Here is a 23,320-nt window from a genome sequence, read left to right as displayed (position 1 = left end):
AACTCGATTCAGGCAATCCTTCATTAAGACGGCAATGCATTATCTGCGACAAATGGACCAAAGATAACCGGTAGCGGTTCCAGCGTCCTTTGCACATCCGCGATGAACCGACTCGATCCACTGACGAATACGATCGGGTCGTCGCTTGCAATCATCTCTAAAAATTCAACCGCCCCTTCATCCGTACTATTTTGGTGCATAGTATGGAAAACAAGTCCCTTTTGAATAAGTCCTTCGAGTGTCATCATCAACTTAGCCGAGAGCGCCTTCATGTCGTTAAAATGGACAAGCGTCGTTTTCCGATGATTCGTCAAAGCATACCTTGCTTCGTCAATGACAGCACCTAAATGATGTGTTTCTGCAATCAACAACACTTCGAGTTGTCTCCAGTCTGCGTTTGATGAATATTTGCAAAAGTGACGACACGTATCAACGAGTTGGTGATGGACGACAGACCATGCCTCGAGCAACGGGTCTGTCGCTTCAAGCTCAAATTCCCATTGCACGGCGAGCAGGATCTCCTGACTGACGATTTCTGGGTAAGACAGAATGAACGATTTCGTTTGATTGATTTCTTCGAGTAAAATGAGTTTAAACAACTCACTCGGTTCTTGTTGGTTCGTCACGTGATGCAACAGGCGACTGAGGCGTAAAATCCGAAGTTCACGATTTTGTAAACGCATGTCCTGCTGTCCCATTTGTTCAAGCTGTCGGCTATGATTTTTTTCTAACTGATCATAAAACCGGCTCGCGATGCGGAAACCGCGTTTATCCACTTCCGGACCCATCTTTTGTAAGAGGTGTAATGCTTGATCAAAATGCATACCATGACCTACCTTTCCCCCCTCATTATGCCCGAACCCCTAGATAAAAACAATCTTCAAAAAAGGTATAAAAAATACTTGTTTTATACAACATATTTAAACTTGTTCTTCCTTCCTATCCATTTTAGAATCTAGGATAAGTAGGTGATATATATGCGCATGACACGTTATACGGACTATGCGATCCGGTCGCTTTTATTTGCAGGCACACATGCGGATCGACTTGTCCGAATCCAGGAAGTAGCGGATTGTTACGACATTTCTAAAAATCATCTGATGAAAGTCGTCTATCGTTTAGGACAAAATGGTCTGATTCATTCTGTCCGTGGTCGTGGTGGTGGATTTCGCTTAGCAAGTCCTCCGGATGAAATTTATCTCGGTGACGTCGTACAATTGTTCGAACCAACGACTCATTTTTTGGACCCGCAAGAGGGAATGGTGGAACATCCATCTCTTGACCCTGCACGAACTGCCTTTGATGAAGCGATTGAAGCGTTCCATCAGGTACTTAATAGTTATACGATCCAGGATTTATTGCATCCGGCAAATGAACTGCATCCACAAATTCTTGAAATGATTCCGAGGCGCAATTGATGCGTAGCGGAATCATTTTTTGTTGCGCCCGCATCATCAACGATTTCTCATCCGCTGCGTGGTATACTCATATAAGAAAGGAGGGGTACAGATGAACCCTCATGAAGAACTCAATAGCCTATATCTTCGATTGAAAGAGGAAAATCCGTCACTCGAACGTGGCGAATCACTTTGGACGATTTTTGAAGATACGACCGACGATTCACTTCGCCCCTTAGCATTATGGACCTTTTCTCAAAACCAGTTTGATCTCGGACATTTCCGCTCGTTCCTCGTCTCGTTTTCATTATTGATGGACTGGATTCGTAAGGACGAACTGACACTGACACATAAACAGGAGCTTGACCTGTACTGGAACTATAAATCGTATTTGATTTATGCCGCTGAACAAGAAGACGTCTCAATCGCTTTGTTAGAGGCGGATTATGAACGTTTTAGCGACTTTTGTGACGCCAACGGATTTGCGCGGACCCGTGATTATATCGGTTTCATGATTTACAGTAAACTTGGTGACGAAGAACAAGCGGATCAATACTTGGAAGAATGGATTGATGCCCCTTCCGATGAACTGAGTGATTGTCCTTCGTGTGAAGGATTCAGCCGGATGACGTACGCGATTGAACGTGGTTTCGAAGACCGGGCACTTCTATTGTATGCAGCAATCCGACACGAGCGCGGTTGTTCACGGATGCCGGACCAGGCACATCCGTACATCTTGCCATTGTTCATCAGTCGTAAACAGGACCGATTCGATTGGATGGAGAAACTCACACAAGAAGTACGCCGCGTCAAGCCGCTCTTCACAGGTGGTGACGAACCGTATCACCTTTATGCCGAAATGTATTACAACCCGAATTACGTCTGGTCGATGGAAGAGAAAAAACAATTGATTCCGCTTTTGACAGATCGCGGCTACCTTCAGTTCTTACTCGCTCATTACGCAGCCTCTTACCGATCAGCCCGTAAAGAAGAAGCCGGCTATCTCGGATTGCTCCGTTCGAATATTTATGAAATTGCCCAAAGTCTTGACCACCGCATTGACGGTTCCTTCTATCTAGACTTTGTCGAACGTGAACTTAAACGGGTCACACAATTTGTCGGTTGATGCACCACGAAAGGAAGTGTCGTCATGCTTGATCATGTTCAGTTAGCTGCGCCACCTGCTTCAGAAGATGCGACCCGGGCTTTTTATGCCGGGCTACTACATATGAAAGAAGTCGAAAAGCCCGTCGGTGTCCGTGCGACGGGTGGCGTTTGGTTTACAAGTCACGCTGCAGCGATTCACGTTGGCATCGAACAAAATTTTCAGCCGGCTAAAAAAGCACATCCCGGCCTCACGTTTCCCGACTTGGATGGTGTCGCCGAGCGCTTGAATAAAGCCGGTCACCCGGTCACGTTTGACGATCGGCTTGCACCGCGCCGGCGATTGTTTACGGAAGATCCATTCGGAAACCGAATCGAATGTATCGAAAGCCAGTTGACGCCGATTACTCCGGATAAACTAAAGGCAGGGTCGCATGTCCGTCTCCTTGCGCCTGCTTCGAGCTTAGCGAGTGTCGATGAAAAAATCATCAATGACGCCATCGAACTGTTAGAAACGCTCGGACTCCGCGTCTCAATCAGTCAACATGCCCGCGCCGTCAATCCGTTCGGTTCGAGCGACCCGGCTTGCCGAATCGACGATTTACATGCCGCTTTCGCCGACAGCGACGTCAACGCGATTCTTTGCGTACGCGGTGGCTTCAGTTCAAACGAATTGCTTGCGGGACTCGATTACGATTTAATTCGGACCCACCCGAAGATTCTTTGCGGTTTCTCTGACATTACGGCGCTCAGTAATGCGATTTTCACAAAAACAGGTCTCGTCACCTACTCAGGACCGATGTTACGGGCACTCAGTTCGCGTGACGCCTACACGCTCGACTACTTCAAGAAGATGTTCTTCGGCGTCCAAGCGATCTCCGTTCGTCCGAGCGTCAACTGGCATGACTGGTTTGACGGCCGGACCGTCACGTCCTTGAACGACGGTCATCTCGTTTTAGCGAGCGGAAAAGCGAGCGGCCGGATTCTCGGGGGGAACCTTTGTACGTTGAACTTATTACAAGGAACGCCGTTTTTCCCCGATTTGCGTCAAGCCGTCCTCTTCTTAGAGGACGACTACGAAGTCCATCCGGCGACGTTCGCCCGTGACTTTGCTTCGTTACTGGCACAACCGGGCGCTGACGAAATCCGTGGCATCGTCTTCGGCCGGTTCCAACTGACGACGAAGATGACGGAAGAACATTTACGTTATCTCGTCAGTCTCTACCCGCAACTTAAAACAACCCCCGTCATCGCGAATGCGGATTTCGGTCACACGGAACCTTTATTTACGTTCCCGATTGGCGGGATCGCCGAGCTTGACCATGATCAAATCACGCTGAACGCGAAATAAAAAGAAGGAGTCGCGGCAATCCGCGTCTCCTTCTTTTTTTAATAGTCGAGCAATCTCGAAGCGTCGATTTGGCGCTTCGATCCATCGGCGAACATTTCAAGTGTCGCGAGGATCTGATGATCTATAAGGTCATATTTCACTAATGTAAAATCTTCAAGAGTCGAGATCGTCTTAAACGTCTTCCCGACGGTAAATGCCCGCTTGCGACTGGCATCAAAAGCAGGAATTGTCACGAATACGACCGTGATTTCCGTTCCACTCGTATCATAATAAAACTCGACGACGCGACCGTCTGCTGTCTCGGGTAAGTTCCCCTTTTGCGGTCGTCCGGATTCATCTAATTGTACATATGGCTGTAACATCTCTTCTCCTCACTTTCTCCGTCATTCATCATAGCATGAGAAAACCATTTATGCTAATCTATAAATGATGTTGAAAGGGGGATGAGTCACGGATGGCATGGTTCATGAACGGAATTTTGCTCTGGGGCTTTATCATGATTACACTAATGGCGATTGGCGGCTTCTTCATGTTCCGGAAGTTCTTAAAAAAACTCCCGAAAGAAGACGGCAAATCGATGATGGATTGGGAAGATGAGTACATCGACCAAACACGACACTTGTGGACGGACGAGACAATGGAGTTATTGAATGCCCTCGTCATGCCTGTTCCGGCGGCGTTTCGTGACGTCGCACGGCGGAAAATTGCCGGACGGATCGGTCAGTTCGCACTTGAAGAACATGCATCGGTCATGACGTCAGAGCTTGTCGTCAAAGGATATATTTCAGCGACTCCAAAACGTGATCATAATTTTTTGAAAAAAGCCTTAAAAGAACACGCAATCGATTGGCGTGAATACGAACTCTACTTCCAACGTTAATGATGGCAGAATCAATCTACTCTGAGTGAACGAGATTCTATGTGATGTATTCAAAAAATGACCGCTTTGTCCAGTAAATCGGACAAGACGGTCATTTTTCATGATTGTGGTAAATGTTCGACGGGAACAATCCCCGACTTAACTTGTTTGTACTTCAGATACATGGCGATTCGCCACGGGACGATCATTCCGAACGCGACGAGATAAAAAATTCCACCTGTCTCAAAAATATCGATTTGACCCCCGATCATAAATTTTGCGACCGTCCGTACGAGTAAGATTCCGAATAAGACGATAAAAAATGCTTTTGACCGTTGCAAATAAATTTGACCTTCTGCTTCATAAAAATTTGACGTCTTAATCAAGAAGACACTGAAAATCATCCCGACAATCAATGCTTCCGCGACCTCCGTCCATGTCAGACGAGATGCCGGGTATAAAAATTGCAACATCCCGGTCGACATCGCGAACGGAGGGATTAAAATCTTTTTGGCATTTGTCGGTTTCGCCGACGCCTTCACCCGTATGAAGCTGATGAGTAACCCCATCACGAGCGCGCCCCCTGTTGATATCCAAATCATCTCATCACTTCCTCGATTAAAATCCTGTAAATCCAACGATATCACTCATCCAGGCCGCAAATTTACTCAAGCCATTGAAATACAACATGACTCCGAAGACCATCATCAAGGCGCCACCGAATTTCGTCATTTTGAGACTGTACTGGACAAGGAGTTTCGAGCGTCCAACAAAAAAGGCCATTAATAAGAAGGGAATCGAAAATCCAAGGACATAAAACAGCATGTAGAGCATACCTTGGCTCGGATTCGTCGCCGCTAGACCGATGACACCAGCAAGGATTGGACCTGTACAGGGTGTCCAGCCTGCCGCAAATCCGATTCCGACGAGGACTGTACCGATGTAACCGCCCTTGCGTTCACCAAGATTCAATTTTTTTTCACGCATCAAGAACGTCGGCTGCCATAAACCGACTAAGACGATCCCGAAGACGAAAATTACGAGGGCCCCAACCATCCGTAATGTATCGCGATACGTGATGAAGACGTCCGCAAAGAGTGACGTCGATAATCCAAGGACGACGAATACGAGTGCGAACCCGACTAAAAAGGCGAGTGTATGGAAAAGTGAACGCCTTTCCCGGACACCTTTTTCTTTTAAATCCGTTACAGATACTCCGGTAATGTACGAAAGAAATACCGGATACAACGGTAGCGTACAGGGAGACACGAATGACAGTAACCCTGCCCCAAATGCTAACCACAGCGAGAGCTCCATTTCAGCAGCTCCTTTCTATAAGAAGAAGTTCTTCTCTATTTTGCCAAACTCCGCATCATTTAGCACCTATTATCTCACAAAAGATAAGAAAGATTCGTGACTTCTCAAATTACAAAAAAATTACATTTACTTTATCTTACTAAAATTTCGTTGCACTCCGAATAATCACTTGCTAGAATATGGATACGACACCAATGTAAGGGAGACTGCTATGACAAGCCAACAATTACTGACCTTAGCAATTGAAGCAAAACGAAGCGAACTGTATCTTCAAGCAGATCGGTCTAGTTTCACCTCCCCACATGTATTGAAGCTCAGTCATGAACTCGATCTGTTATTAGTCGAGTACACACGGATTATGCAAACTTATGCCGTTGGCTCTTCAAATGAGCGGCTCCTCACATAAAACGAAAATTCAATGCAGTCATTTCGTGGCACCTTCCATTAAGTGTACTTGTTTGATCACTAATCCTTTTTAAGCAAACCCTCTTTCCATTCAGAGGGTTTGTTTTTGTTCAATCGCTTTTTCATTGTCATGCCCTCCTTCTTCTCTCAAACTTCGCCTCCGGTTTGATTAGAAGATGGTTCAACTTATTTTTAGACAAGGGATTGATTCATGACTTTTGTACATTACAATCGCTTCCGTTTATTCTTTATATAGGCATAAAGACTTATGAACCTAATTAAAAACCATGCTTTATGACCTACTAATGACAAAAACACGCTTTTTGCAATCTGTTTGTCACACTGACCTCTTTTGTAACTTTAATGACATTGACCTGTAAACGCACTACCCGGTTTCGGGGTGTAGAGTAGGAACAGTAAACACAGCATATGTCAGGAGGACATCAATAATGAAAAAAGCAGTTTTCGCTGCAGGACTTGCAGCAACGGCTCTATCAGTAGGATTCGCCCAAGAGACAGAGGCTGCCTCAGAGACGGTAAAAGTAGACACAGCAGTACTCAACGTTCGCACAGCACCTACAACAGCATCAGCAGACGTAGGTAACGTATATAAAGGGCAAACATTAAATGTCGAAGGACGTTCTGGTGCATGGATCAAAACAAGCATCAATGGCCAAAAACGTTATGTACATGGCGCATATACTACTGCTGCCTCATCATTCGACTTTAAAAAAGCTACAGTCACTACGGCAGTATTAAACGTTCGGACACAACCTACTACGAACTCGAAAGATGTAGGTAACTTGTATAAAGGTGAAACAGTAAACGTAGAAAGTAAAGTCGGTTCTTGGATTAAAACAACAATCGATGGTAAAACGCGCTATGTGCATAGTGCTTACACTACACTTTCTGGTTCTACTGCTTCGACTTCAGCAGCTCCAGCTCCTAAAGCAGAAGCAAAACCTGCAGCTAAGCCAGCACCAAAACCAGCGGCTAAACCGGCTACTGCAACTAAACAAACGACTTCAGCGAAGTCTGGTACTAAAGTGACGATGAACGTAAGTGCATACACGAACGATCCATCAAGCAACGGTAGCCAGCTTTACAACGGTCGTGCATTGACTGCTAGCGGTTATGATGTAACAAACACGATCACGTACAATGGTATGCGTATCGTAGCAGCTTCTTCACAATACCCGATTGGCACACGGATGCACATTTCAGGTATCGGTGAAGCAATCGTTCTCGACCGTGGTGGCGCAATTCAAGGTAACAAACTTGACCTTCTCGTTGGTTCACAGCAAGAAGCCATCAACTGGGGACGCCAAAACGTCACAGTAACTGTCTACTAATTAAAAAAAGTAACAGCAAAACCTGCCGGGCGAGATCGCCTGGCAGGCTTTTTTGTGTGCATTTACGTAATCGAAGTCACATGACCCGACTGTAATTGATACATTTTTTTATAGAGTCCGTCTTTCGCAATCAACGTTTGGTGATTTCCTTGTTCGACGACTTCCCCTTGATGTAACACAAGAATCAAGTCGGCGTCCTGAATCGTCGATAACCGGTGAGCGATTGCAATCGTCGTCCGCCCTTCGCGCATTCGTTTCAATGCCGTCTGGACTTTCTCTTCCGTCTCCGTATCGATTGAACTTGTCGCTTCATCCAAGATTAAGATTTTCGGATCACGCGCCATCGTTCGTGCAAATGAAATCAATTGCCGTTCTCCGGCTGAGAACGTTGCCCCGCGCTCGGCGACCGGGCTATCGTATCCCTCGTCAAGTTGGTGAATGAAACCATCCGCCTGAACGAAACGGGCCGCCTCTTCGACGGTTCCGAACGAAATCCGATCGTCAAACAACCGAATGTTATCAGCGACACTTCCCGTAAAGAGGAACGAATCCTGCAGGACAAGTCCGACGTGACGCCGTAATTCATCTTCCGGTAACTGTTCGAGCGGTTTTCCATCAATCAAAATTCGTCCCGACTGATAGGCATAAAACCGCATTAAGATGTTGATGATTGAACTTTTCCCGCTTCCCGTCTGACCGACAAGGGCAATCGTCTGTCCTTTTTTCGCTTCAAAGGTAATCCCTTTCAAGACTTCCGTCTCTCCATCATAACTGAACCGCACGTCTTCAAAGACGATATGTCCATCCGTGACGCTCGCTGCACCAGGCAAGCCTTTCGTCGGTTCCGGTTCATCCGTATCGAGAACCTTAAACACACGGTCGGCCGAAACAATCGCCTGTTGGAATTCAGACAACCGTTGCATGATTTGTTGAACGGGTTGGAAAATGCGTTCAAGATAACTGATGAAGGCATAGACGACACCGACTTGAACCGTCTCCGTAAATGATAAGAACCCAAAGTACGTGACGAGTGTCGCGATTGAAAGCGCCAGCATCAGTTCAATGATTGGACGAAGTAACCAACTGTCGAGCTTTAAGTTTTTATAACGACCATTTTGGTGGGCGACGTTCGTCTCTTCAAATTCCGCCATCAATCGTTTTTCTTGGCGGAATTGCTGAATGATCGCCATCCCGTTGATTGATTCATTTAACTGCGCATTGATTTTCGATAACAAATCGCGGACTTCTGCATAATATTTCGTCGAGTACTTGCGGTAGATCCAGATGACGAAATAAAATACAGGCAGTAAGACAAGTGCGATTGTCGCAAGCGTCGGGTCCAAGAAATAGAGGAAGATATAAGTTCCGATCAATTGGACACCACTTTGGACAAACGTCGAGAGGACGCCGATGTAGAGTTCCTTGATCGCTTCCGTATCATTCGTGATCCGCGAGACTAAAACCCCAGCCGGTGTCCGGTCAAAGTAAGCGAGTCGCAGGTGCATGACGTGACGAAACACATCAATCCGTAAGCGCTGAATGACTTTTAACGCGATTTTTTGAAATTCAAAGGCTTGCAAATAATCGACGATAATCCCTGTCGTATGCAAGATGAGGTAGGCACTAAATAATAAGGCGACTTCCTGGACTGGATAATTGCCAGTCGTGACATAGTTGTCAATGAAGATTTTAACTAAATAAGGTCCTCCGAGTTTCGCACCCGTCGTGACCAATAAGAGAAGGAATGCCAGAAAGACTTGTTTCTTAAAGGGACCGACAAACCGAAGCAGACGCTTCAAGACGTCTTTTTCATTGATATCATGATTCAAACGGTCCACCCCCTTGTTCAACTAATGATTCGAGTTGTTGATGGTCATACGTTTCTTTATACCAGCCTTTTCGCCGCAACAATTGTTCATGTGTCCCCCGTTCGATAATCCGTCCCGCGTCGAGAACGATGATTTCGTCCGTATGGGAGACGGCCGACAAACGATGGGCGACGATGATTTGCGACTGTTCGTTATCAGCTGTCCGGAAATGATCGATGATCGCCTCTTCTGTCTTCGCATCGACGGCCGATAACGCGTCATCGAGCACTAAAATCGGACAGTCGGCGAGTAACGCCCGGGCAATCGAAATCCGTTGTTTTTGTCCACCGGATAACGTCACGCCGCGTTCTCCAACCATCGTCGCGTAACCTTCTTTAAAACCAAGAATATCGTCATGGACAGCAGCAACACGAGCTGCTTCCATGATTTGTTCCATCGAAGCGTCCGGTTTCGCAAAAGCGATATTGTCCGCAATCGATGCTGAGAACAAGAAATGGTCTTGCGGGACGACGGCGATCTGCTTCCGGACCGTTTCGCGGAGGAGTTGTTTAATATCTTGCCCTCCCATTCGAATAGCCCCTTGTTTGACATCATATTCGCGGGTTAATAACCGGACAAACGTCGACTTCCCAGCACCTGTCCGCCCGACGATTCCGAGCGACTTTCCAGGCTCGAGTGTGACATCAATCTGTTCGAGAACCGGCTGTGTGTCATAGATAAAACGGTCAATCGCGATATCGAGTCGTGGTGAATCGACGGTCGTCACCGCTTCCTTCGCATCTTTAATTTCCGGCTCCACGGCAAGCATCCGTTCGATTCGATCATACGAAGCACGTCCTCGTTCGACGATATTGAATAACCAGCCGAATGCAAGCATCGGCCACGTCAAGAGACCTAAGTATGTAGTGAAGGCGACGATGTCACCGATCCGGATTTCCCCTTGTTGTAACAAATATGCTCCGTACCCGACGGCGATGATATACGATAAACCGACGAGTCCAAAGATCGTTGGATCAAACAACGCATCAATTTTCGCGACACGACGGTTTTTTTGAACGACGTCGTCCGATAACGACGTGAATGTCGTCACGTCCGACTCGACTTCACCCGTCGCTTTTAAAACACGGACGCCACTGATACTTTCTGCTACTTTGTCATTCAAGTCAGAAAAGGCTTCCTGTGCATCATGAAAACGGGAATGCAGCATCTTTCCGTAACGCGATGTCAAGTAGACCATCAACGGCATCGGCAGAAGGGAAACGACCGTCAGTTTCCAACTGATTGTCGTCACCATCATGACGACGACAAAACCTCCCATTGTCACAGAATCGACGAGCGTCAAAATCCCTGCCCCTGCCGTCATTGAAACCGCTTGGACATCATTCGTCGCATGCGCCATTAAGTCTCCACTTCGATATTTCTTATAAAACGATTGGTCTAAATCTGAAAAGTGACCATAAAGCTGACTCCGCAACAACCGGCCCAGCCGGATCGATGCGCCGAAGATGTGAAAACGCCAAAAGTAACGGATAACGTAGGTCGAGACTCCGATCAATACGAGCACCCCGGCGAGTGTAAACAATCGCTCTTTCGTCAATGTACCGTCACTTAATCCATTGACCGTCGTCCCGATGACTTTTGGTGGAATCACTTCGAGACCTGCGACAAAAATCAAACAAATGATACCGATGCTATATGCTTTCCATTCGAGTCGAAAAAACCAACTCAATTTCTTGAAGACTCCCATTCAAGTCTCCCCCCCTTTTTCAAATCAATTGAGTATTTTAAATAGTCTCACATTTTAGATTAGCCATCTTTCCAGTAAATAGCAAACAAAAAGGAGACCACAAGGGTCTCCTTTTGAAACTGCTTATTTTTTAGGTGATTTCATCGAACCACTCATTGAACGCATCACTTGGTTGACTTTCTTTTGTGATGGCTTTTGACCCATTTGCATCATCAATGTCTTAATCATATCTTCGTTGATTGGCGGGTTTTGCTCCAAATAGTTCATCATGTATCGACGAGCGATATAGAAACCAAGGGCGACACCTGCTACCAAGCAAAGAAGGGCAATTAAAATCCAAATCCATGTAGCCAAGTTGCTTCCTCCTCTAACTTAAAACGTCGCTTTTTACTATACTATAATTCTAACCGTTTGCATAGATAATGCATGAAAAAGGTGCGCATGAACGCGCACCTGTTCCACTTATCCGAGTTGCTTGACTGTTTCCAAGATATTTTCGACAGACATGCCGTACTCTTTTAATAGAAGGTCTCCTGGAGCCGATGCGCCGAAACGATCGATTCCGATGACTTGTCCTTCTGTTCCCACGTACTTGTACCAACCGAGTGACGCGCCTGCTTCGATCGCAAGACGTTTCGTGATCCGTTTTGGTAAGACAGATTCTTTGTACTCAGCTGTTTGTGCTTCGAACAACTCCCATGATGGAAGTGAAACGACCGCAACCTTTTCGCCCAGTTGTTTTTGTGCTTCGACGAGCAAGTGAACTTCTGAACCCGTTCCCATCAAGATTGTATCTGCTGTGTTTACGTCACCTGCGATGACATAACCACCCTTTTCAGCACCTTCGACTGTCGTGCCTTCCAGTTCAGGTAAACCTTGACGTGTCATAACGAGCAACGTCGGTTTGTTTTTCGATTGAACAGCTGTTTTCCAAGCGGCAATCGTTTCTTTTCCGTCTGCCGGACGATAGACCGTCAAGTTCGGCATCGCACGGAAACTCATCAAGTGTTCGACCGGCTCGTGTGTCGGACCATCTTCTCCCACTGCGATCGAGTCATGCGTCAAGACGAAGATTGATTGAATCCCCATCAATGCTGCAAGACGGACTGCCGGGCGCAAGTAGTCTGAGAAGACGAAGAATGTCGCACCGTAAGGGATGACGCCACCGTGAAGTGCCATTCCGTTAACAGCTGCTGCCATCGCGAACTCACGGACACCGAACCAAATGTTACGGCCACTTGGATCGATATCGAAGTCAGCTTCGCCTTTTAGCATCGTGTTGTTCGAACCAGCTAAGTCAGCTGATCCCCCGAAGATTGATGGGATGTTTTTCGCAAGAGCGTTTAAGACTTCCCCACTTGTCTGACGTGTTGCTTTTTTCGATGTCAGATCATATGTCGGAAGATCTGCTTCCCAGTTGCTCGGCAATTCATTGTTGATCGCTCGAACAAGCTCAGCGTGCAATTCCGGATGTGCTGCTTTGTATTGCTCCATTTTTTCCGTCCATGCTGCTTCTGTATCAGCGCCACGTTTTTCGATGCGCTCCTCGAACAAGTCTTTGACTTCTTCCGGTACATAGAATTCTTCATGATCCCAAACGTAGCTTGCTTTCGTCAACTTGATTTCCGCATCGCCGAGTGGTGCACCGTGTGAAGCCGATTTCCCTGATTTGTTCGGCGAACCGAATCCGATAACCGTTTTGACTTCGATCAATGTCGGTTTTGTTGTTTCCGCTTTCGCCGCGTCGAGTGCTTTTGAAATCGAATCGATATCCGTTCCATCTTCAACACGGATGACTTGCCAGTTGTATGCTTCAAAACGTTGTTGGACGTTTTCAGAGAATGACTTGTCCAAGTCACCATCTAACGAGATATCGTTTGAATCATACAGGACGACGAGTTTACCAAGACCTAAATGTCCTGCGAGTGAAGCCGCTTCTGCAGAGACACCTTCCATTAAATCACCGTCTCCGCAAATGCCATACGTGAAGTGATCCACGACATTTAAGTCGTCACGGTTGTATTTCGCTTCGAGGTGACGTTCTGCCATCGCCATACCGACGGCCATCGCGATGCCTTGTCCGAGTGGACCAGTCGTCGCATCGACACCTGCTGTGTGACGGTATTCCGGGTGACCCGGTGTTTTTGAGTTCCATTGACGGAATGACTTCAAGTCATCCATCGCGAGGTCGTATCCTGATAAATGGAGGAGTGAGTAGAGAAGCATTGAACCGTGTCCTGCTGAAAGTACAAAACGGTCACGGTTAAACCATTCTGGATTTTTAGGGTTGTGGTTCATATGATCCGCCCATAATGTAAATGCCATCGGTGCTGCACCCATCGGCATTCCCGGGTGGCCCGAGTTCGCTTTTTGTACTGCATCAATTGATAAGGTACGAATCGTATTTACTGCTAGTAATTCTACTGTTGTCATGTTCGTCAAAACAATCATCCTCTCTCTTTTTCACAAATTCTATATCATTTTAGCACACACAGAAATGTGATACAACTTTTCTAAATAGTATGTCACATTAAAATGAATGCGCTCTCTATTGCCCTTTTCAAGCGACTTTCATGATACACATTACTGATTTTCCCATTAAAAAAGCTACCTCGCTCACGGATTGAGCGACGCAGCTTTCATTCATACAAAACTTGCTTACTGTTTATTGCGTTCTTCTTCTTGTGCTTGCTTCAATTTTTCAGGCGTAACATCCGTTCCTTCTTCATCAACGATTTTGATGCCCATCATTTGATTTTTGAACGAACCACGAAATGCTTCTAAATAGGCCGTTCTTAATTCTTTTTGTTCCGCCGTCTCAGCTTCCGTTAACGGTTCGACTTTTGATTTATTGGCAAGTTCATTAATTCGATCGAGTTGTTCTTGTGATAACATAATATCCCTCTTTCTCTTTGACTCAACGTGGAGCACTTTAATAGTAACCTTACTGTAAAAGACCCGAAAAAAAAAAGCAAGTTTGTCGCGTCAAGATGACACAACACCTGCTTTCATTCATAAGACTGGACAACTTCTTTATATTCAAGATAACGCCGATTGACCGTCGCTTTCGAAATATCATGCCCCATGCCGCGTAAGGTCGTCGCGATGTCAGCAAACGTCAAACCAAGTTCACGTAATCGAACGATTTCTTCAATCGGGACTTCCTTTCGACTGCGGCCGGCATTCTCGCCTTGCCGATTGAGATTTTGTTCGGGTCTAAAACCATTATCGACAGCCCGTCGCATGCCGCGTGCGATTTTTGCATTGTGGAGCTTACGCTGGTATTCCTCAACGAGTGAAACGATTTCGAGGACCATCGCTTCCGCATCTGCCAGTTTGTATTCACCGTCTGACTCCATCGTCATCAACTGGACATCATGTTTTTTGAACGTATGCAAAATCGCGATTTTGGCGTTTCCTCGTCCGATTCGTGTATCGTCCGTCACGAGCACCGCTTCCACCAGATGACGCGTTACATAATCAAGAACGGTCAACATCCCTTCTCGCTCTACATCATAGCCACTTTCTTTTTCGACGATGATATCTATGATTTCAAATCCTTTTGTTAAAGCGAGTCCCGACAGTTCTGCTCTTTGCCGCTCCAGTGAGCTCTCTTGTGCTTCTTTTTCCGTCGAGACGCGACAGTAGATTACTACTTTCATCGTACCTCACACCCCTGTTCGTTCATTCAACAACTTTTATATTCTGTCATTGTTGTGCGATTGGTACAACGATTTTGTCTTTCGAAATGACATGTTTTGTTTCGAGCTCATTGTTCTTGATCAGCCAGTCGATGTATTCTTGATTCGTCATCGAACCATCATTGTAGACTTCAGCTACTTGTTCGACTGTTACGTTCTCATCTACCGTGACTGACGCCGTAAGTAATCGGTGGACCTTTTCATCCGGTCGTGGTGTTAAAAGAAAAAGAATGAAAGCAAAACTGAGCGTATAAAACAGAATTGAAAAGGCATGAGTACGAATAGAATGAATCATCATGAATCCCTCCAAATAGGTTATTAGAATAAATGTTCTCGGAACAATTGTTCGCATAATCTATAATAAACACAGAACCAGTGTTCGGTCAATACAAAAACATCGAACAATTGTTTGTGCGCTCATTTGTTCTATGTTATAGTAATTCTAGAAACATATATTCCTAAATCCTAAAAAAACCAATCCGGAAAGAGGTGGCAATTCGTATGCGGAAAATGTCTAAACGTCAACAAGAAATCCTTGACTACATCATCGCTGAAGTGAAGTTAAAGGGCTATCCACCTTCAGTTCGCGAAATTGGTGAAGCTGTTGGTCTTGCTTCAAGCTCAACGGTACACGGTCATTTGGATCGTCTAGAAAAACGTGGACTGATTCGCCGTGACCCGACGAAACCACGCGCGATTGAAATATTGCTTGATAAACCTGAAGAAATCAACGAAGCGATCGTCCATGTCCCCGTTATCGGCAAGGTAACTGCCGGACTTCCGATCACTGCGATTGAAAACATAGAAGAGCATTTCCCACTCCCTGCACATTATGTAGGAAATGAAACCGTCTTTATGTTGACGATTGATGGCGAATCGATGATTAATGCAGGTATTCTTGATGGCGATCGTGTTATCGTGCGTCAACAAAACACAGCAGAAAACGGGGAGATTGTCGTTGCGATGACCGAAGATAGTGAAGCGACAGTCAAACGGTTCTTCTTAGAAGATCAACAGGTACGTCTTCAACCAGAAAATGACTCGATGGACCCGATGTATTTCGATAACGTGTCGATTCTTGGCAAGGTCATCGGCGTTTACCGGACGATTCACTAAGAGAGGGACCAGCTAAGCTGGTCTTTTTTCATGCCTTCTGGAAATGTACATGATACGGTCAACTCCGTTGCCCTAACGGGATATGTTGTTTATTCGGTCGCAACGAACCAAACGGATTGGCTCCCGACCGCTGTCGGAATCGCCGTCGGGACCTTATGGCTTTCGCCCGACTTAGACTTAAAATCGGAACCTTACTATCGTTTTGGCCCTTTGCGTGTCCTTTGGATGCCATACGTTAAAATTATGCCGCACCGCTCCATCTGGTCGCATGGCTTAATCATCGGAGATGTCATCCGCCTACTCTACAGTGCCGCTTTATTGATTCCGCTACTCTTTTTAGCCTTCTATAGTGAAATCATCCAAGCAAGCACGGTCGACTCATTGATTGACGTCATGCCTGCTTTTATTATCGGTGTGATGACCGCAAGTACGATTCATATCATCCTTGATCATACGAGTAGTTGGTTCCGCCCTAAAAAGAAACGAAAAAAACGTCGATCCTGACTTTTTCCATTCAATCATGGAAAAAGTCTTTTTATTATCCAATTCTAATTTTTTTAAACCTAAATATTGAAAATTTCGATTCCTATATTTCAATTATTTGTATTGAAAACGTTATCAATTCGGGTTAGGTTTAAATAGAAAGGCACTATTCGCTTTAATCCAAAGGGAGGGTTTTTGCATGAGTAATTTTATTAGTGAGATGATGGGAACATTGATTCTCGTCCTACTCGGGGATGGCGTCGTCGCCGGTGTCGTTCTGAAGAAAACCAAGTCTGAAAATGGTGGCTGGATTGTCATCACGCTCGCTTGGGGTCTCGCCGTTATGACCGGTGTTTACGTCGCGGCATCCAGTGGTGCCCACTTGAACCCAGCGGTTACTTTGTCGCTCGCGCTCAATTCTGACTTACCGTGGGCAGATGTACCTATCTATATCGCTGCTCAACTTGTCGGAGCATTCCTTGGCGCAGTACTCGTTTGGCTTCATTACATGAAACATTTTGAAGCGACAGAAGATCAAGCCGCAAAACTCGGTGTCTTCGCGACAGGTCCAGCAATCCGTCATACGGGATCAAACTTAGTATCTGAGATCATCGGGACATTCGTTCTCGTCTTTGGTATCTTGGCGCTTGGAGCGAATACGTTTGCAGACGGACTCAATCCATTGATCGTCGGTCTCCTCGTAGTCGTCATCGGTCTTTCGCTCGGTGGTACGACGGGTTATGCAATCAACCCTGCCCGTGACCTTGGTCCACGTATCGCCCACGCGATCTTACCGATTCCGGGTAAGGGATCATCAGACTGGGGTTACTCATGGATTCCGATTGTCGGACCAATCATCGGAGGCGCAATCGCCGTCTTCATCTATCAACTGCTATTTTGATTGAGCATTAGGTATCTTAACTATTCAAGGGGGACTCACAGATGGAAAACAAGTATATTTTAGCACTCGACCAAGGAACGACAAGCTCACGCGCCATCATTTTCGATCATGATGGTCAAATCGTCAACTCTGCTCAACGTGAATTCAAACAATACTTCCCACAACCAGGCTGGGTCGAGCATGATGCAAATGAAATCTGGGGTTCGATTTTAGCAGTCATGGCGGATGCACTCGGAACGGCTGACATCAAACCGAGTCAAATCGCGAGCATCGGAATTACGAACCAACGTGAAACGACAGTCGTCTGGAACAAGGAAACGGGAAAACCAGTTTATCATGCCCTTGTCTGGCAATCGCGTCAAACGGCCGACATTTGTGATGAGCTAAAAGAACAAGGACTCAATCAAAAATTCCGCGATAAAACTGGCTTACTCATCGATGCCTACTTCTCAGGAACAAAAGTCAAATGGATTCTAGATAACGTCGATGGTGCACGTGAGCAAGCAGAGAACGGGGAACTGCTCTTCGGTACAATCGATACGTGGCTCGTCTGGAAGCTCTCAGGTGGAAAAACACATATCACAGACTACACGAATGCCTCACGGACACTCATGTACAACATTTACGAACAACAATGGGATGACGAGTTACTTGAAATCCTGACAGTCCCTAAATCGATGTTGCCAGAAGTCCGTCAATCAAGTGAAGTCTACGACAACACAGTCCCGTATCACTTCTTCGGCTTCGAAGTTCCAATCGCCGGCATCGCCGGTGACCAACAAGCTGCCTTGTTCGGTCAAACGTGCTTTGAACCGGGCGAAGGGAAAAACACATACGGTACAGGTTGCTTCATGTTGATGAATACGGGCGAAAAAGCCGTTTCTTCAGACCACGGACTCTTGACGACGATCGCTTGGGGCGTCGACGGCAAAGTGGAATACGCACTCGAAGGTTCCATCTTCGTTGCCGGTTCTGCAATCCAGTGGTTGCGTGACGGTCTCCGAATGTTGAAAAATGCAAAAGACTCAGAAGGCTACGCTTTGAAAGTCGATTCAACAGACGGCGTCTACGTCGTTCCTGCTTTCGTTGGTCTTGGTGCACCGTACTGGGATAGCGACGTTCGCGGTGCCATCTTCGGATTGACACGCGGGACGGAAAAAGAGCACTTTGTCCGCGCAACACTCGAGTCACTCGCTTACCAAACTCGCGACGTCTTGACAGCGATGCAGCAAGATTCCGGCATCGAACTGAAAACGTTACGCGTCGACGGTGGTGCCGTTGCCAACGACTTCTTGATGCAATTCCAATCGGATATTCTCGGTGTTCCAGTTGACCGCCCGGAAATCAATGAGACGACGGCACTCGGTGCAGCCTACCTCGCTGGACTCGCTGTCGGCTATTGGAAAGATAAAGCTGAAATCAAAAAGCAGTGGAAACTCAACCATCAATTCACACCTGAAATGAAAGAAGACGATCGCGAAAAACGTTATGCCGGATGGCAAAAAGCGGTCGAAGCGACAATGGCATTCACACCGAACAAAAAAGCAGCCAACGCAAACGTCTAATCGAACAACGATGACTTTTGCACCACTCTATTAAAAAGAAGCGATTTCGATATCACTCGAAATCGCTTCTTTTTTTGTCTTTGACCTCTTAATTCATACAACTTCTCAATCCACACCAAAGAACTCCCCTCTAAGCGAACAGGCAGATACCTGACTTAGAAGGGAGATCGGTCTTACGCGAATCATTTAGGCGAATTCATTTTTCAATCCGTCAACGACTTCAGTCAGTGACTTCGATTGACCACTTAAAACAGCCGCGAGGAATGCCCCTTCGACGAGCGGCGCCTCGACAAATTGGACCGTTTTATCACCGCTATACAGTTCAAGGGCCAACTCCGTATTCATTGTTGCAGAACCGATATCCGTCAAGATGACACCGTCATCGTCGAGCGCATTCAACGTCTCTTCAATGCGCGAAGCATCTGTCCCGATGCTTCCATCCGCTAAACCGGCCGCTAGCAGGATTGGTGTATCCGGTGCCATTTCGGCAAGCAGTTCCTTTAGACCAGTCGCCAGTTTTTCACTGTGTGAAACGAGAATTACATTAACCATGTAGCACCTCCACAATTTCTTGTAACAAGAGTGCACTCGATAAAGAACCTGGATCTTGCACGCCGACTGTCGCGTCTCCAAAGTAGGAAGCCCGCCCTTTCGTCGCGACACGTTCTTTTGTATCACGGAGCGCTTGTTCGAGTGCAGCGTTTAAATCCGCCTCTTTGCTCAAGGCCTCATGGAAAGGTGTCCAAATGTCGACCATTGTTTTCTGACCGAATTCAGACTTTCCACGCATCTTGATGCCTTCCGTCGCTTCAACAAAAGCTTGTGCCAGTTCTTGCCCTTCCACTTCTTTTTTCCCTTTAAAGGCTCCGGCGAACTTGACGAACGCTGTTCCGTATAACGGACCAGACGCCCCACCGACCGTCTTGATTAACGTCATCCCAACTTGTTTTGACAAATCACCTAAATCTTCATACTCACCATGTGCTTCTAGTTCTTTTTGGACGGCTTGAAAACCACGTGACATGTTAATCCCGTGATCACCGTCGCCGATTTCACGATCAAGATCGGTCAGTTCATCTTTATGGGCTTCAATCTGTGCTGCTGCCTTCAGTAAGCTTTCACGAAACTGTTCTGTCGTTAACTTCATTTCAATCCACCTCTTCTATTTCTTTTAAAAATTTTTAGTTTGATTAAAAACCGATTGCATTCGTTTTTGCGTCAAGGTAACCGACGAGCTCGTCGTCGACCGGAAGTAACGTAATCGAGAAACCGTGCATCTCAAGCGATGTCATATAGTTTCCAACGTATGGACGGACGATGTCGTAGCCTTTTGCTTGTAATTGTTCCGCGACATACTTGTAGGTGATGTAGAGTTCCGATTCCGGCGTTCCACCCATACCATTGACCATGACAGCGACTTTTTTGTCTGTTACTTCTGCTGTCAGTCGGTCGAGCAGTTCCGTGACGATTGCTTCAACGGACGCAACCGGTTTCCGGTCGATTCCTTTTTCACCATGGATTCCAATTCCGATTTCCATCTCATCTTCATGTAAGTCGAAACCAGGTTTTCCGCTTTCCGGCATGTAACACGGTGAAAGTGCCATCCCAATCGAACGCACGCTTCCGATGACTTTCTCGGCAATTGCTTTGACTTCAGCAAGCGACTTGCCTTCCGCCGCTGCCGCACCAGCAATTTTATGGACAAAGACTGTACCCGCGACACCGCGGCGATCTTCTTCTTTTTTGATGGCGATGTCATCCTTTACGACAACCGTCTCGACTTCGATATCTTCAAGTTCTGCCAGTTCCTTCGCCATATCAAAGTTCATGACGTCCCCGGAATAGTTTTTAACGACGAGAAGTACGCCTTTACCAGCGTCTGCTGCCTTGATCCCTTCAAGGACCATATCTGGTGTCGGCGAGGTGAAGACCTCTCCACAAACTGCTGCAGCTAACATCCCGTCACCAATGAAACCAGCATGGGCTGGCTCATGCCCACTGCCGCCACCCGAAACGAGGGCAACTTTTCCGTTCAGTGGTTCTTTTCGTTTTACGACATTGACGCCGTCGACTTTCGCATATAAATCCGGATGAGCTAAAACGAGACCTTCCACCATATCTGATACGAATCGGTTGGCATCTTGCATTAATTTATCCATCTTGAACGCTCCTTCGTCTAACGAATTTTTGCACTACCACTTAGTCTTTACCACAATTCAAGCAAACTTATGTCAAGAAAACATATGAAAATATTGACCACTTAGTGTCCATTTTTGAGTACGGATGCTATGCTCATCTTACATGTCAAAAAAGGAGGAATTGTATCGTGTCTTCTTCATTCCAAGCAGGAATCAAAGCCTGTTTACCAACTGTTATCGGTTATATCGGAATCGGCTTTTCTGCCGGCATCGTCGGTCGTGCCTCCGGTTTATCCCCTCTTGAAGTCGGATTCATGTCCGTCTTCATTTACGCCGGTGCCGCCCAGTTCATCATCACAAGTCTTTTATTATTGAATAGTCCCGCTTCTGCCATCATCCTGACGACGTTCATCGTCAATCTCAGGCACTTATTGATGAGTCTGACGCTTGCACCGCATGTTGAGACCCGGCATATCCGTGATCGGATCGGCGTCGGGACATTACTGACAGATGAGTCGTTCGCTGTCGCGATGAATACTGCGCAAAAAGGAACGCTTTCCCCGTCTTTCATGCACGGCTTGAACCTGACTGCGTATCTCAGCTGGATCGTCGCAACTGTTCTCGGAGCACTCGTCGGCAGTTGGTTCCCTGATCCGGAGCGCTTCGGTCTCGACTTTGCCCTGACGGCGATGTTCATCGGCTTATTGTACTTACAGTTCGAAGGAGAACGTTCCCGCATTGCCGTGAACAGTTGCCTCTTACTGATCGTCTTACTATTGCTTTACATAACCATGCGCTACTTTTCTCCAGAAGTCGCCGTTCTTTGCGCGACGCTCGGTGGTGCAAGTATAGGAGTCGTGATCACACGATGGAAATCCGTCCAGAATTAATCGCTCTTTTTTTAGCTTGTGGACTCGTCACTTGGATTCCACGCGTCTTACCGTTTCTTGTCCTTCATGGACTGACGTTACCACGCCTCGTAACGGAATGGCTCTCCTTCATTCCGGTCTGCCTGCTTGGTGCCCTCTTTTTTCAAAATCTACTCATCGCGCAAGACGACGCGTTTCCGACGATTTCGACGCTTCATGTCTTCGCAGCACTACCGACGATGGCGGTGGCAATTTTCAGCAAAAGTCTATCCTGGACGGTCGTGACCGGTGTCGTCACCATGGCATTTCTACGATTGTATCTGTAAGCACTTCATTCATCTTTAACATGTTTCGATGCATCCTTTGTGTTATCTTTAAAATAGAAATTAATGGATAGTGAAGGAGGTCCTGATGTGCCGAATAAGCAGTTTATATCCTATTTGATATTGCTGTGCGCGATTTTTCTGATCGCGAGTCAAATGGATATCCCCTATATGCTAAAACAAGGACTGGTCGCGTTGTACGTCGTCGCCTATTTCGGCGCGATGGTTGTTTCTCGCAAAATGAAAGTCAGGGCTCACAAACAATGACTCGAAAAAATCTCTTCTGGTCTTGAGAGACTGGAGGAGATTTTTGTGTTCACGTATTTGCTTGTACGTCCTGATAATCCGATTGATGTTCAAACTCTTTTTTCGCAAACGGACATAACGGCAGTAGCTTGACGTTAACTTCCCGTTCCCAGTTGACGATTTCGGCAACGAGTTGTTCGCCGATTTGCTGGTTCCGGTGCGCGGGATCGACATACGTATGATCGATGATCCACATGCCGTTGTTCGTGTCGCTGTAGGTGATTTCTCCAATCACTGCACCTTCCTGATGCGCTTCGATTTTACGTTCTGCTCGTTTCAGTTCCATTTGCTTCCCTCCGTTCATAAGATAAAGCACCACTTGGACAGCCATCAATCACACGCATGACTTCTTCTGCTCCCGCACGGTTCGCTTCAATCCATAGTCATTTTTTGACATCGAACACGCTAGGCAGGCTCTTGACGCAGTGACCGGAATGAATGCACACTTCTGGATCAAAGTAGACAGTCACGTCTTTTCCCTCATAGCCTTTCTTCATATGGAACGCCTCCTTAGTATATTTTTCTATTCCCTAAATAGACGCATGCACCTTTCGAAA

The 23,320-nt window shown here is 46.4% G+C and carries 28 protein-coding genes and 1 pseudogene; 13 read left to right on the top strand and 16 right to left on the bottom strand.

Annotation, left to right across the window (positions count from 1 at the left end; genetic code table 11):
* Window positions 1-23: 23 nt before the first annotated feature.
* Window positions 24-824, bottom strand: a complete 801-nt coding sequence (locus KNP94_RS02335; protein WP_088836769.1) for a hypothetical protein — start codon at window positions 822-824, stop codon at window positions 24-26.
* A 153-nt stretch (window positions 825-977) separates the two neighbouring features.
* Between KNP94_RS02335 and KNP94_RS02330 the strand changes: the two genes are divergently transcribed.
* The 3 genes from KNP94_RS02330 to KNP94_RS02320 all read left to right on the top strand — a co-directional run bounded on the left by KNP94_RS02330 (window position 978) and on the right by KNP94_RS02320 (window position 3,852).
* Entirely contained in the window at window positions 978-1,418 is a 441-nt protein-coding gene (locus KNP94_RS02330) for an RrF2 family transcriptional regulator (protein WP_088836768.1), read from the top strand.
* A 91-nt stretch (window positions 1,419-1,509) separates the two neighbouring features.
* Window positions 1,510-2,523 (top strand): hypothetical protein, encoded by a 1,014-nt coding sequence (locus KNP94_RS02325; protein WP_029333318.1) that lies wholly within the window; start codon window positions 1,510-1,512, stop codon window positions 2,521-2,523.
* A gap of 24 nt (window positions 2,524-2,547) precedes the next feature.
* Window positions 2,548-3,852, top strand: a complete 1,305-nt coding sequence (locus KNP94_RS02320) for a VOC family protein (RefSeq protein ID WP_215115134.1) — start codon at window positions 2,548-2,550, stop codon at window positions 3,850-3,852.
* A gap of 38 nt (window positions 3,853-3,890) precedes the next feature.
* On the opposite strand, the gene KNP94_RS02315 is transcribed toward KNP94_RS02320, so the two are convergent.
* Entirely contained in the window at window positions 3,891-4,214 is a 324-nt protein-coding gene (locus tag KNP94_RS02315; RefSeq protein WP_029333315.1) for a hypothetical protein, read from the bottom strand.
* A gap of 92 nt (window positions 4,215-4,306) precedes the next feature.
* Between KNP94_RS02315 and KNP94_RS02310 the strand changes: the two genes are divergently transcribed.
* Window positions 4,307-4,732, top strand: a complete 426-nt coding sequence (locus tag KNP94_RS02310) for a DUF2621 family protein (RefSeq protein ID WP_214769796.1) — start codon at window positions 4,307-4,309, stop codon at window positions 4,730-4,732.
* Between the two features lie 98 nt (window positions 4,733-4,830).
* Here the strand turns inward: KNP94_RS02310 and KNP94_RS02305 are convergent, their stop codons facing one another.
* The gene (locus KNP94_RS02305) at window positions 4,831-5,313 is read right to left on the bottom strand and encodes a CcdC family protein (protein ID WP_214801149.1); all 483 of its coding nucleotides are present in this window, start codon (window positions 5,311-5,313) and stop codon (window positions 4,831-4,833) included.
* 16 nt (window positions 5,314-5,329) lie between these two features.
* The gene (locus KNP94_RS02300; RefSeq protein WP_214801146.1) at window positions 5,330-6,028 is read right to left on the bottom strand and encodes a cytochrome c biogenesis CcdA family protein; all 699 of its coding nucleotides are present in this window, start codon (window positions 6,026-6,028) and stop codon (window positions 5,330-5,332) included.
* Between the two features lie 211 nt (window positions 6,029-6,239).
* Between KNP94_RS02300 and KNP94_RS02295 the strand changes: the two genes are divergently transcribed.
* Together KNP94_RS02295 and KNP94_RS02290 are read left to right on the top strand one after the other, a co-directional pair.
* Window positions 6,240-6,434, top strand: a complete 195-nt coding sequence (locus KNP94_RS02295; RefSeq protein WP_029333310.1) for an aspartyl-phosphate phosphatase Spo0E family protein — start codon at window positions 6,240-6,242, stop codon at window positions 6,432-6,434.
* Between the two features lie 448 nt (window positions 6,435-6,882).
* A complete protein-coding gene (locus tag KNP94_RS02290) occupies window positions 6,883-7,785 on the top strand; it encodes an SH3 domain-containing protein (protein WP_088836764.1) in 903 nt (300 codons plus the stop codon).
* A 62-nt stretch (window positions 7,786-7,847) separates the two neighbouring features.
* Here KNP94_RS02290 and KNP94_RS02285 read toward each other — a convergent pair whose 3' ends face one another.
* The 7 genes from KNP94_RS02285 to yneA form a co-directional block, all read right to left on the bottom strand.
* Entirely contained in the window at window positions 7,848-9,614 is a 1,767-nt protein-coding gene (locus tag KNP94_RS02285) for an ABC transporter ATP-binding protein (protein ID WP_214801143.1), read from the bottom strand.
* Window positions 9,604-11,361, bottom strand: a complete 1,758-nt coding sequence (locus KNP94_RS02280; RefSeq protein WP_214767391.1) for an ABC transporter transmembrane domain-containing protein — start codon at window positions 11,359-11,361, stop codon at window positions 9,604-9,606. Before KNP94_RS02280 ends, KNP94_RS02285 begins: the two co-directional genes overlap by 11 nt.
* 123 nt (window positions 11,362-11,484) lie before the next feature.
* A complete protein-coding gene (locus tag KNP94_RS02275) occupies window positions 11,485-11,715 on the bottom strand; it encodes a YneF family protein (RefSeq protein ID WP_012370001.1) in 231 nt (76 codons plus the stop codon).
* 108 nt (window positions 11,716-11,823) lie between these two features.
* Window positions 11,824-13,812 carry a transketolase gene (gene tkt, locus KNP94_RS02270; protein ID WP_215115133.1) on the bottom strand — a complete coding sequence of 663 codons (1,989 nt, stop codon included), beginning with the start codon at window positions 13,810-13,812 and terminating at the stop codon, window positions 11,824-11,826.
* 207 nt (window positions 13,813-14,019) lie between these two features.
* Complete coding sequence (locus KNP94_RS02265) at window positions 14,020-14,256, bottom strand: DUF896 domain-containing protein (protein ID WP_029333302.1); 237 nt, start codon at window positions 14,254-14,256, stop codon at window positions 14,020-14,022.
* A 113-nt stretch (window positions 14,257-14,369) separates the two neighbouring features.
* Entirely contained in the window at window positions 14,370-15,023 is a 654-nt protein-coding gene (locus KNP94_RS02260) for a YneB family resolvase-like protein (protein ID WP_214807759.1), read from the bottom strand.
* A gap of 46 nt (window positions 15,024-15,069) precedes the next feature.
* Complete coding sequence (gene yneA, locus KNP94_RS02255; protein ID WP_214767387.1) at window positions 15,070-15,357, bottom strand: cell division suppressor protein YneA; 288 nt, start codon at window positions 15,355-15,357, stop codon at window positions 15,070-15,072.
* Window positions 15,358-15,563: 206 nt separating this feature from the next.
* Here yneA and lexA point away from each other — a divergent pair, with 206 nt between their 5' ends.
* From lexA to glpK, 4 genes are all read left to right on the top strand, one after another.
* Complete coding sequence (gene lexA / locus KNP94_RS02250; protein WP_029333297.1) at window positions 15,564-16,178, top strand: transcriptional repressor LexA; 615 nt, start codon at window positions 15,564-15,566, stop codon at window positions 16,176-16,178.
* Between the two features lie 30 nt (window positions 16,179-16,208).
* Window positions 16,209-16,682, top strand: coding sequence for a metal-binding protein (locus KNP94_RS02245; protein ID WP_088836760.1), 474 nt, complete (start codon window positions 16,209-16,211; stop codon window positions 16,680-16,682).
* A gap of 178 nt (window positions 16,683-16,860) precedes the next feature.
* Window positions 16,861-17,562, top strand: a complete 702-nt coding sequence (locus KNP94_RS02240; RefSeq protein ID WP_088836759.1) for an MIP/aquaporin family protein — start codon at window positions 16,861-16,863, stop codon at window positions 17,560-17,562.
* Window positions 17,563-17,603: 41 nt separating this feature from the next.
* Window positions 17,604-19,127 carry a glycerol kinase GlpK gene (gene glpK / locus KNP94_RS02235; RefSeq protein WP_088836758.1) on the top strand — a complete coding sequence of 508 codons (1,524 nt, stop codon included), beginning with the start codon at window positions 17,604-17,606 and terminating at the stop codon, window positions 19,125-19,127.
* Window positions 19,128-19,313: 186 nt separating this feature from the next.
* Here the strand turns inward: glpK and dhaM are convergent, their stop codons facing one another.
* From dhaM to dhaK, 3 genes are read right to left on the bottom strand one after another with little or no spacing between them, the layout of a single operon-like run.
* On the bottom strand, window positions 19,314-19,679 hold the full coding sequence (gene dhaM, locus KNP94_RS02230) for a dihydroxyacetone kinase phosphoryl donor subunit DhaM (protein WP_088836757.1): 366 nt from the start codon (window positions 19,677-19,679) through the stop codon (window positions 19,314-19,316).
* On the bottom strand, window positions 19,672-20,274 hold the full coding sequence (gene dhaL, locus KNP94_RS02225) for a dihydroxyacetone kinase subunit DhaL (protein WP_029333286.1): 603 nt from the start codon (window positions 20,272-20,274) through the stop codon (window positions 19,672-19,674). The genes dhaM and dhaL overlap by 8 nt, the downstream gene beginning before the upstream one ends.
* A 43-nt stretch (window positions 20,275-20,317) precedes the next feature.
* Window positions 20,318-21,286 carry a dihydroxyacetone kinase subunit DhaK gene (gene dhaK, locus KNP94_RS02220; protein ID WP_029333284.1) on the bottom strand — a complete coding sequence of 323 codons (969 nt, stop codon included), beginning with the start codon at window positions 21,284-21,286 and terminating at the stop codon, window positions 20,318-20,320.
* A 167-nt stretch (window positions 21,287-21,453) separates the two neighbouring features.
* On the opposite strand from dhaK, the gene KNP94_RS02215 reads away from it, so the two are divergent.
* The 3 genes from KNP94_RS02215 (at window position 21,454) to KNP94_RS02205 (ending at window position 22,724) form a co-directional block, all read left to right on the top strand.
* Window positions 21,454-22,155: an AzlC family ABC transporter permease gene (locus KNP94_RS02215; RefSeq protein ID WP_215115132.1), complete on the top strand. Its 702-nt coding sequence runs from the start codon at window positions 21,454-21,456 to the stop codon at window positions 22,153-22,155.
* A complete protein-coding gene (locus KNP94_RS02210) occupies window positions 22,134-22,460 on the top strand; it encodes an AzlD domain-containing protein (RefSeq protein WP_088836755.1) in 327 nt (108 codons plus the stop codon). The genes KNP94_RS02215 and KNP94_RS02210 overlap by 22 nt, the downstream gene beginning before the upstream one ends.
* An 87-nt stretch (window positions 22,461-22,547) precedes the next feature.
* Window positions 22,548-22,724 (top strand): hypothetical protein, encoded by a 177-nt coding sequence (locus KNP94_RS02205; RefSeq protein WP_215115131.1) that lies wholly within the window; start codon window positions 22,548-22,550, stop codon window positions 22,722-22,724.
* A 49-nt stretch (window positions 22,725-22,773) separates the two neighbouring features.
* Here the strand turns inward: KNP94_RS02205 and KNP94_RS02200 are convergent, their stop codons facing one another.
* Window positions 22,774-23,049: a GNAT family N-acetyltransferase gene (locus KNP94_RS02200; RefSeq protein ID WP_215115130.1), complete on the bottom strand. Its 276-nt coding sequence runs from the start codon at window positions 23,047-23,049 to the stop codon at window positions 22,774-22,776.
* Window positions 23,024-23,260 (bottom strand): annotated as a pseudogene (locus tag KNP94_RS02195) ((4Fe-4S)-binding protein). Before KNP94_RS02195 ends, KNP94_RS02200 begins: the two are co-directional and overlap by 26 nt.
* Window positions 23,261-23,320: the final 60 nt, after the last annotated feature.

The organism is Exiguobacterium sp. s80, from assembly GCF_018618725.1.
GTDB classification, from domain to species: Bacteria; Bacillota; Bacilli; order Exiguobacteriales; family Exiguobacteriaceae; genus Exiguobacterium_A; species Exiguobacterium_A oxidotolerans.
The sequence above is the reverse complement of the archived record's forward strand: the minus strand, read 5'-3'. Positions and strand labels throughout refer to the sequence as shown.